Raw genomic sequence first — 9,602 nt, 5'->3', positions numbered from 1 at the left:
CGAAGACGAAGCGCGCGAAGGACGATGTGCTCGCGGAGCTGCGAGAGATGCGCTCCGAGGACGCGCGGTGGAAGGACGGCCGCACGTTCAGCCTCGTCTACTACGTGGATGACGAGCACTCCCGGCTGCTCAAGGAAGCCTACGGCGAGTTCATGGCCGAGAACGGCCTGTCGCCTGTCGCCTTCCCCTCCCTGCGCCGCATGGAGGCCGAGGTGGTGTCCATGGCCTCGTCGCTCTTCCACGGCGATGACGACGTGGCCGGCACGATGACCACGGGCGGCACCGAGAGCATCATGATGACGGTGAAGGCCGCGCGCGAGTGGGCCCGCAACGAGAAGGGCATCGCCCACCCGGAGATCATCGCCCCGCTCACCGTCCACCCCGCCTTCGAGAAGGCGGCGCACTACTTCGATGTCGAGATCCGCCATGCGGCCACCGGGCCAGACTTCCGGGTGGATCTTCGCGACGTGGAGCGGCTCATCACTCCCCAGACGGCGCTCCTCGTTGGCAGCGCACCGCCGTACCCGCATGGCGTGGTGGATCCCATCACAGAGCTCGCCGCGCTGGCGCAGTCCCGCGGGCTGCTGTGCCACGTGGACGCGTGCCTGGGAGGCTTCTTCCTCCCCTTCGCGAAGCAGCTCGGCCGCGACATCCCCCCGTTCGACTTCGCGGTGCCGGGCGTCACGTCGCTGTCCGCGGACCTCCACAAGTACGGCTACGCGGCGAAGGGAGCCTCCGTGGTGTTGTACCGGAACCGCGATCTGCGGCGGCACCAGTTCTTCACGTACTCGGGCTGGCCCGGCGGGCTGTACGCCTCGCCCTCCATGACGGGCACGCGGCCTGGGGGGGCCATCGCCGCGGCGTGGGCGGTGATGCACTACCTGGGCGAGGAGGGCTACCTCGACCACGCGCGGCGCATCCTCGCGACGACGGACAAGCTGATCGCCGGCATTCACACCATCCCCGGCCTGCGCGTGCTCGGCGTGCCGCACTCGGGTGTGTTCGCGTTCAGCTCGGACTCGCTCAACGTGTACGAGCTGGGCGATGCGATGGAGGCACGCGGCTGGAAGCTGGACCGGCAGCAGAACCCGCCGGCCCTACACTGCATGATCACCCCTGCGCATGAGCCCATCGCGGACCTGCTGCTGACGGACCTGCGGGACTGCGCCTCGAAGCTCGCGGCAGGCGAGCCAGCGCCCGAGGGCAGCGCGGCGATGTACGGCATGGTCGGGGCCATCCCTGATCGGAAGCAGGTGGACGGCTTCCTGCTGGACTTCCTCGATGGGGTGTTCAACCGCGGGTGAGTGCGCCAATGACGGTCATCCAGGTGCTGGGGTGCATTCTCTTTCCGGCCGTGGCCCTCTGGGCGGGCGAGCGCTACCGCGTGGCGCGGTTCCTCGGCCCGGTGACGCTCTGCTACATGGCGGGCATCCTCGTGGCGAACCTGCCAGGGGTGAAGCTGTCCGCGGAGGCCGCCATGCGCGTGAGCGAAGGGGCGGTGCCGCTGGCGATCCCCCTGCTGCTCTTCTCCACGGACGTGCGCCAGTGGCCGAGGCTCGCGCGCCCGCTGTTCATCTCCTTCGCGCTCGCGTGCGCTGCGGCTGTCCTCTCCGCGGGGCTCGTCGGCTGGTTCTTCCGAGGGCAGAGCGACGAGTGGTGGAAGATCGCCGGCATGCTCGTGGGCGTGTACGTGGGCGGCACGGCCAACATGGCCGCCATCGGGCGCGTGCTGGAGGCGCAGAGCGAGACCTTCGTCCTGCTCAACGCGGCGGACCTGGCCGCGGGTGGCCTCTACCTCATCTTCCTCCTCACCTTCGCGCAGCGGCTGCTGCTGCGCTTCATGCCGCCCTTCACCGCCGCGCCCCACCACGAGGCCTTCGAACACCCGGGCGAGCGGCTCAGCGTCTGGACCCGGCATCACCTCCGGGACATGGGGCTCGGCTTCGGGCTCGCGGTGGCCATCGCGGCGGTGGCCGTCGGCGGGACGCTGCTCGTGTTCGGGAAGCTGGAATCCAGCCCGGCGCTGCTGGGCATCACCAGCCTGGGCATCGCGGCCTCCCTCTCTCCGCGGGTGCGCGGGCTCACGGGGACCTATGAGCTCGGCGAGTACCTGCTGATGGTCTTCTGCGTGGCCATGGGCTCGCTGGCCGACGTGCGGCTGCTCAGCGGGGGCAGCACGACGCTGATCCTCTTCGTGTGGGGGGTGATGGGCCTGGCCATCCTCATCCATGTAACCGCGTCCGCGCTCCTGCGTATTGATGCGGACAGCACCCTGATCTGCTCCACCGCCACCATCTATGGGCCGGCGCAGATCGGCCCTGTGGCCGCGGCCCTGAAGAATCGGGCACTTGTCGGGCCGGGGTTGACATTGGGCCTCGCGGGCCTTGCCCTGGGCAACTACCTGGGCCTGCTGACAGCCTGGGGGCTGCGCTGGCTTGCGGGTTGATCCGACTTTTTCCGCAACTTTTGAGAATCAGGGGCCGATAACTCGCATGTAAGTCACATCCTACATGAGGTTATTACGATGGTTGCTCCCATCTCTTCGACTCGGACTGCTGCGCTGACGGCGCGCTCCACCCCCCCCACCGTGCGCGAGGGCTCCAAGGGCCCCGCGGTGAAGGAACTCCAGACCCTGCTGAAGGCCAAGGGCTTCAACCCCGGCCCTGTGGACGGCGCCTTCGGGCCCAAGACCAAGGCGGCCGTGCTGGCCTTCCAGCGCGCGCAAGGCATTGCCGTGGACGGCATCGTCGGTCCCCAGACGTGGGGCAAGCTGAAGGGCGCTGGCGGCCCGGCTCCGACGCCGAACCCGAACCCCGGTGGCGGCGCTGCGAAGGGCACCGCCGAGGACTTCGTGCAGAAGGCGCTGGCGCAGCGCGGCGACCGCTACGTGTTCGGCGCGGAGACCAACCTGAACGACAAGAACCCGGACACGTTCGACTGCTCGGAACTGGTGCAGTGGGCGGCGCACCAGGCGGGCGTGACGGTGCCGGACGGGACGATGAACCAGGTGCCGTTCTTCAAGCAGAAGGGCACGCAGGTCTCGGTGGATCAGGCGCTGAAGACGCGCGGCGCGCTGCTCTTCCGGCCGGGCCACGTGGCCATCAGCCTGGGCGACGGGCGCACCATCGAGGCGAAGGGCTCCGCCTACGGCGTGAACATCTTCTCCGCGCACGGTCGCGGCTGGACGTCGGGCGCTCTCATCCCCGGCCTGAAGTACTGAGAGGCACACTTCAGCCAAGGTGAGCTCAGGGGCTCGGCGCTGCTCGGCGCTGGGCCCCTGCTGTTTCCAGCTATTGCCGCGGGGACTTCGGAGCCAGCCAGGGCGCCAGCAGCCGGGTGAGCAACGGCAGCACGGCATACCTCATCAGTCTCACCAGGATCAGCGCCGACAGGAGCGCCGCGATCAGCTCAGGCAGCCCATGCAGCAGGGAGTGCAGGGTGGGCACGACGAGGATGAGCAGCGGGTAGATGCCGAGCACTGCTACCAGGGCCATCTTGAGGCGCGGGGGAGGTTCGGCCTGGCCGGGGGCCTCGAACCACGACTTGAACCCTGTGAGCCTGCGGACGCGCGGCACGCCCACGGTGAACTCCGCGGCGCGCATCGCCCACTCGGCGCGGACGGGTGACTCCTCCCAGGCCCGGAGATGGGCGTAGGTGTCGAAGCGAAAGGTGAGCACGTAGTCCCCGGTGTCGGCGTTCGGCGGGCGGAAGACGTCGACGCCCAGGTGCCCGGGGAAGCGCGTGACGTCGGCGATGACGCCGCTCAGCCATTCGTCGCATCGGGCCTCGGTGCCTGGCTTCAGCCGCCGGTTCACGATGACGGTGACGGGGCCCTCGGCGGCGGAGGAGCTCATCGCGAGCCTCCTACTCGCGTGTCACCGCGCGCAGAATGATCTCCCGGCGCTGATCCAGCAGACGCAGGGCCAGCGGCAGCACGGCTCGGTACAGCACGGCGTAGAGGGCGGCGCACAGGGCGATCATCGCCGCCGTCTGGAGCGTGGGTCCAGCTTTGCCTGCAAGTCTCAGGGCCCAGCCGAAGGGCATGCACCCCACGCAGGCGGCGACGATGCCGAGCATGGAGGCGGTGAGGGGCAGCTTGTCGCGGCGCTTGAGGCTGGCGTGGAACTTCACCGGGAAGTACAGGGACAGGAAGTTGCCAGCGGCGAGCAGCACGGGCACCACGGCGGCCACGGAGGCCATGGAGCACAGGAAGTCCACCCAGGTGCCGAAGCCGAAGTAGACCCGGTAGAAGAGGCCCACCATCAGCGCCAGGCCCAGGCCGGCCACGGCCTGCACCAGGTTCTTGGCGCGCAGCACGTCCGCCAGGTCCATGGGCGCGGCCAGGAAGATGGCGAAGCCCTGCCCGTCATAGGCGAAGGTGTTCTGCGAGAAGGTGGAGGCGATGACGACGGCGCCGTAGACGGACAGGCCGCCCATGAGCCACGCATCCGCGGACTGCCCGAGCAGGTAGACGAACAGATCTCTCCCGGACAGCAGCTTCAGGAGGATGGCGAGCACGAAGGGCACGGCGGTGAGCAGCCGGGCGCGAGGGTTGCGCCACAGGTCCAGCGCCTCGCGGGCAAGAATCGTCCGGAACCGGGTGGCCGTGAGGGCAAACGGGTCCCGGTCACCGGACTCCTTCATGGCCGGCCCGGCGCGCCCTGACTGGCGATGGAAGCGCATGAGGAGCACATAGGCCACCACCAGACCGATGACGACGAAGACGGCCAGCCCGAAGGACTCCATGAGGGCCAGGCGCAGGCGCCCGTAGGCGAGCTGCCCCAGCGAGTCCCCGAAGAACCCCGGAGGCACCCGGCCGAGCGCGATGGCGGCGTTGATGATGATGCTCATGTCCAGCGCGCCCACGCCGGCCTCGCCCACGGCGGTGAGCCATGAGGTATCGACAGGGGGGATGAAGGACGCGGCGAAGAGGAAGACGAACAGGCCGCCGCCGATGATCTCGGCGCTGCGCTTCTCGCGCAGCACGTTGATGACGGCGTGCAGACCCACGCGACTCCAGGCGGCGCACAGCAGGGCGAAGAGGACGTAGTTGAAGAGGGCGATCCCGGGAGCGCGCAGGTGGTTCACCGAGGCGTAGCCCAGGGCGGCGCCGGTGAGGGGCGCATAGAAGACGAGGGCGCGCGGCTCGAAGAGGCTGGCCACCGTGGAGGAGATGAGCAGTCTGAAGGGCGAGATGGGGAAGGGGGCGTAGCGGCTCAGCTCCGAGTGGTCATCCACTCCCGCGGAGAGCAGCGGCCAGGTGACCCACACGGCGGCGGTGACGAAGCACAGCAGGTTGAGGATGAAGTAGGGCCACACGTTGCTCTGGGCCACCGGGGGCAGCCGCATGAGCACGAAGAAGGCCAGGCCGAAGAAGAGCGCCGGGGCGCTGGAGGCCGCGAAGGTGGCCACCGCCAGCAGCTTGCTGGGGCGCCCGTCCCCGCGGTTGAGGCCGATCTGCAGGCGCAGGCCCCACAGCAGCCAGAGGTGGCGCAGGAAGCCGGGGACAGGGGGCGGGCTCACGCGGACTCCCGGCGCAGGGGCACGACCGGGGCGGAGGCCTCTCCATAGAAGGACAGGCGGGCATTGCGCGCGGCCGGCACGGAGATGAGCTTCTCGAAGACGGCCTCGAGCGAGCGCACCTCATGGCGCTGGATGAGCTCCTCCACGGGGCCCTGATCCAGCATGCGTCCGCCGCGGATGATGCCCGCGTGGGAGGCCAGGCGCTCGGCGATCTCCAGCACGTGCGTGGTGAGCAGCAGGGTGACGCCACGCCGGCTCAGCTCGCGCAGCAGCTCGCGGATGACGCCGGCGGCCAGCACGTCGATGCCCTCGAAGGGCTCATCCAGGAAGATGAGCTCGGGCGCATGGATGAGCGCCGCGGCGATGGCCAGGCGCCGGCGCATGCCCTTGGAGTACTCGGCCACGAGCGCGCCGGCCTTGTACGTCAGCTCGGTGAGCTCCAGCAGCTCGGCGGCGCGGGTGGCGGCCTCGCTCCCGCTCAGGCCATACATGCGGCCGCAGAAGGTGAGGTACTGCCGCCCCGTGAGCCGCTCGAAGAGGCTGAGCTCCTCGGGCACCATGCCGATGCGGCGCTTCACCTCCATGGGGTGCTTGACGGCATCCAGGCCCAGCAGCTGGATGGAGCCGGCGTCCGGGCCATACACCCCGGTGAGGATCGTCAGGGAGGTGGACTTGCCGGCCCCGTTGGGCCCCAGGAAGGCGTAGAAGGCGCCTCGGGGGATCTGGAGATCGAGCCCGTTGAGCGCGGTGAAGCTGCCAAAGCGCTTGACGAGCCCACGGGCGTCAACGGCCAGGTCGGTGGGGGAGGGCGACATGTGAGCCTTCAGTCTCGGTCCACAGCGCCCCCGCCCACAATCCCCATCGGTCGGTCGCCCGAGAGCCAAGCGTGGACCTGCGGTCCGGGAAGCCCCGCCGGCCACGGAAGCGCCTAGGGCACCTTCGGGGAGCTGAACTCGGGGATCAGCTCGCCGGTGAGGCGCAGGCTCTTCATGACCTTCTCGTGCGACAAGGGGCCCACCTGGTGGAAGCTCATGAGGGCGTCGATCCCGAGGTCCTGGTAGCGCTTCAGCCCCTTGCGCACCTGCTCCTTCGTGCCGGCGATCAGGGAGTCCTGCGCCCGGAGGACCTCCCAGAGCTCCAGATCCGAGACGGCCTCGTTCTGCATGACTCGGCCGAGGACCCGCTGCGCCCGTGACTGAGGCGCGTTCGGGTCTTTCTTCCGCATGTACTGGCCGGTCAATCCCCCGCCGGCCGGGTCCTTCGCCAGCGCCTCGAGCTCGGAAGCCGACTTGATGAAGTGATCCTTCGCCTCGAAGAAGGAGAATGAACCATTGGTGTACCAGGCCGCTGCCCTCGCCGCGCCGTTCTCCATCGCCTCCTGCTCGCTGTCCGCGCAGTGGACGAAGGTGAAGAAGGCCACCTGGTCGTTCACGAACGAGCCCACCGGCTTGCACTGCGTGCGGATGGCCTCACGGTAGAGGTGGATCATCTCCGCCACCTCCTCCAGGGAGGCCCACAGCGTCACCCCCAGCGCCCCCACGCCGTTGCGTCCCGCCTGCTCGAACGAGGCCGGACTGGAGCAGGCCTGCCAGAGCGGCGGGTGCGGCTTGCGGTACGGCTTCGGGATGACGTTGATGTTCTTGAGCTGGAAGTCACTGCTGTTCCAGGACAGCGGCTCCTGGGACCACATCTTCGGGATCATCTCGAAGGCCTGCTGCATCTGCCCTCGCGTCGAGTCCGGGTCGATGTTGAAGGTGCGCCACTCGGGGATGGTGCTCCGGGCGAGGCCGAGCTGGAACCGTCCATTGCTCAGGTGGTCGATGAAGGCCGCGCGCTCGGCGATGCGGATGGGGTGGTTGAACCGAGGGGGCGCGAGCACGGACGAGTGGCCGACATGAATGTTCTTCGTGCTCATGGCGATCGCCGTCAGCATGCACTCGGGCGCAGAGCTGAAGCTGAAGTCCCCCGCCGCGTGGTGCTCCACCTGCCACCACACGCCGTAGCCCAGCTCGTCGGCGAGCCGGGCCTGCTCCAGCGTCTCCTGGATCAAGCGGTGCTCATGGTCTGCGTCGATCCACAGCTCCTTCGGGTGCTGCATCTCCGAGAAGACATCGAGCCTCATGTTTTTGACCCTTCTGTGTGTGCTTTACGGGGAGACTGAATTGTTCGAGCGGGGGTGTCTTGTCTCTCGCGCCCAGGGCACCTGAGAGTCATTGGAGTCGATCCGGGTTCTTGGATCAGCCAGGGCCACTGACGAGAGTATAGCCCCGACGAGGTTTGAGGCGCTCGCCCATGTGCCCTCTCGGCGGGCATGCAATCGCGCAAGGGGCCCTACGGGATGACGTGCCCGGCGATGGTTCGCAACTTGGAGCAAGAGGTGGCGAGCATGGCCGACGATCCCATCGATAGGCAGCACCAGCGAGAGAGACAGCAGGAGCGGCAGCGGCTGCGCGAGCAGGAGCAGAAGGATCTGGAGGTGGAGTCCCGGCGGGAGCCCCGCCCGCTAGAGGGCTTCGCGGGTGGGCACACCACGTGGACCGGGCAACAAGACGACGACGACGCCTCACAGGTGCACGCTCAGGACGCCGAGAAGTCCTGGGATGCGAGTGCGCGTCAGGCCCGTCTGGAGCCCGACCCCGAAAAGCGCGGTGCGGACGCGGATGTGGAGGAAGAGGCGCGCCGGCGAGAGGAGGAGCCCACCTCCCATCGCAGGGAGTAGCTCAGGGCGCTCTCTTCACCAGCTCGATGGGCTGTCCTTCCGGCACGTGCTTCATGGACACCGAGTTCATGCAGTAGCGCAGACCGGTGGGGGGCGGGCCGTCCGGGAAGACATGCCCCAGGTGGCCGTCGCACCGAGCGCACCGAACCTCGGTGCGCACCATCCCATGCGAGCCATCCTGATACTCCGTCACCGCGTCGGGGCCCACGGGCTGGGTGAAGGAAGGCCAGCCCGTGCCGGACTCGAACTTCATTCCCGCCTTGAACAGCGGGTTGCCGCAGCCAGCGCAGACGTAGGTGCCTGGCTCCTTGGTGCCGATGAAGCACCCGGACCATGGGGACTCCGTGCCGTGCTCGCGCAGGACGCTGTATTCCTCGGGCGTCAGGCGCTTGCGCCACTCGGTATCACTCAGCGTCAGCTTGTCCACCATGGGGTCTCGCTCCTCTCTGGACGCAGGTCCGCGTCAGTCATGGGCCAGGTAACACGCGACTTCACTCACCATCCAGCAGGTCCGACTGGAAGGCAAAGCCCAGGACCACATAGGGCACGGCACGGCTCACCTCTGCGCCGGTGCGGTAGCGGTGCTGGAGGTACCACGCGACGTTGAGGAGGACGGCCGGCTTGTTGAAGGCCGTGTAGCCCCGGTCATAGAAGACGTACGCGGCGAGCAGCCCTACCCGGTGGTGGCCGTTGTCAGCAGACAGGACCTCACCGTCGGGGAGCTGGCGCGACGAGTAGAGGGGCTCCACCAGGGAATAGCGCGCACCCACCACCAGGGGCGGCAGGCCGAGGAAGAGCAGGTCCAGGTCGTTCGTGTACGTGAAGCCCTCACCGGGCACCAGCGTGTCGAGCGTGCCGTCGTACCAGACGCGGTCCTCATCCTGCAGGCCCATGCGCCAGTACTCGAAAGAGAAGCGGTTGCGCACCGCGATGGGCCCCACCTTCATCTGCACGAAAGGCTCGAGCGCGAAGCGCGCACCCGAGGCGGCGTACTGCTGCCTGGCCGCCTCGCCCGCATCGAGCGCCGACTTCGAGTAGTCGATGTTGGGCGAGGAGCGCGACTGCAGGAAGCCCGCCGTGGAGAAGAAGCCCACGTACTCGGCCGACAGACGCAGGTTGAAGATCGTGAGGGGTTGGAACTCCACGACGGGCCCCACCCGGATGCCCGCCGGGCTGAGCCGGGGCAATGAGCCCACGAAGAGGAAGTTGTCGCGGAAGAGCGGCCGGTCGTCCCGGTACAGGCGCGTCTGGTACCCCCCGCGCGTCTGGAGCTCCAGCCCCAGCGGGTTGACGCGCCCCACGAACAGGGTGTTGAGGACGAGCCGGCGGTCAGGAGTCTCGGGGGCGGGCTGCGGCGACT

10 protein-coding genes are annotated in these 9,602 nt (G+C 68.5%); 4 read left to right on the top strand and 6 right to left on the bottom strand.

What is annotated here, in order from left to right:
- From VD972_RS45315 to VD972_RS45305, 3 genes are all read left to right on the top strand, one after another.
- On the top strand, positions 1–1,304 hold a 1,304-nt coding region (locus VD972_RS45315), incomplete at its 5' end, for an aspartate aminotransferase family protein (protein WP_324996376.1).
- Between the two features lie 8 nt (positions 1,305–1,312).
- Positions 1,313–2,446 (top strand): DUF819 family protein, encoded by a 1,134-nt coding sequence (locus VD972_RS45310; RefSeq protein WP_324996374.1) that lies wholly within the window; start codon positions 1,313–1,315, stop codon positions 2,444–2,446.
- 78 nt (positions 2,447–2,524) lie between these two features.
- Positions 2,525–3,220: a peptidoglycan-binding protein gene (locus VD972_RS45305; RefSeq protein WP_324996372.1), complete on the top strand. Its 696-nt coding sequence runs from the start codon at positions 2,525–2,527 to the stop codon at positions 3,218–3,220.
- A 70-nt stretch (positions 3,221–3,290) separates the two neighbouring features.
- On the opposite strand, the gene VD972_RS45300 is transcribed toward VD972_RS45305, so the two are convergent.
- The 4 genes from VD972_RS45300 to VD972_RS45285 form a co-directional block, all read right to left on the bottom strand.
- On the bottom strand, positions 3,291–3,854 hold the full coding sequence (locus VD972_RS45300; RefSeq protein WP_324996370.1) for an antibiotic biosynthesis monooxygenase: 564 nt from the start codon (positions 3,852–3,854) through the stop codon (positions 3,291–3,293).
- Positions 3,855–3,864: 10 nt separating this feature from the next.
- Positions 3,865–5,523 (bottom strand): hypothetical protein, encoded by a 1,659-nt coding sequence (locus VD972_RS45295; RefSeq protein ID WP_324996368.1) that lies wholly within the window; start codon positions 5,521–5,523, stop codon positions 3,865–3,867.
- Positions 5,520–6,338, bottom strand: coding sequence for an ABC transporter ATP-binding protein (locus VD972_RS45290; protein ID WP_324996366.1), 819 nt, complete (start codon positions 6,336–6,338; stop codon positions 5,520–5,522). Before VD972_RS45290 ends, VD972_RS45295 begins: the two co-directional genes overlap by 4 nt.
- Before the next feature lie 113 nt (positions 6,339–6,451).
- Positions 6,452–7,645, bottom strand: a complete 1,194-nt coding sequence (locus tag VD972_RS45285) for an LLM class flavin-dependent oxidoreductase (RefSeq protein WP_324996364.1) — start codon at positions 7,643–7,645, stop codon at positions 6,452–6,454.
- A gap of 264 nt (positions 7,646–7,909) precedes the next feature.
- Here VD972_RS45285 and VD972_RS45280 point away from each other — a divergent pair, with 264 nt between their 5' ends.
- Positions 7,910–8,242: a hypothetical protein gene (locus VD972_RS45280; RefSeq protein ID WP_324996362.1), complete on the top strand. Its 333-nt coding sequence runs from the start codon at positions 7,910–7,912 to the stop codon at positions 8,240–8,242.
- Position 8,243: 1 nt separating this feature from the next.
- Here VD972_RS45280 and msrB read toward each other — a convergent pair whose 3' ends face one another.
- Together msrB and VD972_RS45270 are read right to left on the bottom strand one after the other, a co-directional pair.
- Entirely contained in the window at positions 8,244–8,672 is a 429-nt protein-coding gene (msrB, locus tag VD972_RS45275) for a peptide-methionine (R)-S-oxide reductase MsrB (RefSeq protein ID WP_324996360.1), read from the bottom strand.
- A 61-nt stretch (positions 8,673–8,733) separates the two neighbouring features.
- On the bottom strand, positions 8,734–9,602 hold an 869-nt coding region (locus VD972_RS45270), incomplete at its 5' end, for a hypothetical protein (RefSeq protein WP_324996358.1).

Origin of the sequence: Hyalangium sp., from assembly GCF_035629615.1 — a bacterium.
In the GTDB taxonomy this organism is placed as follows: domain Bacteria; phylum Myxococcota; class Myxococcia; order Myxococcales; family Myxococcaceae; genus Hyalangium.
This window is presented reverse-complemented; position numbering and strand designations above follow the sequence as displayed.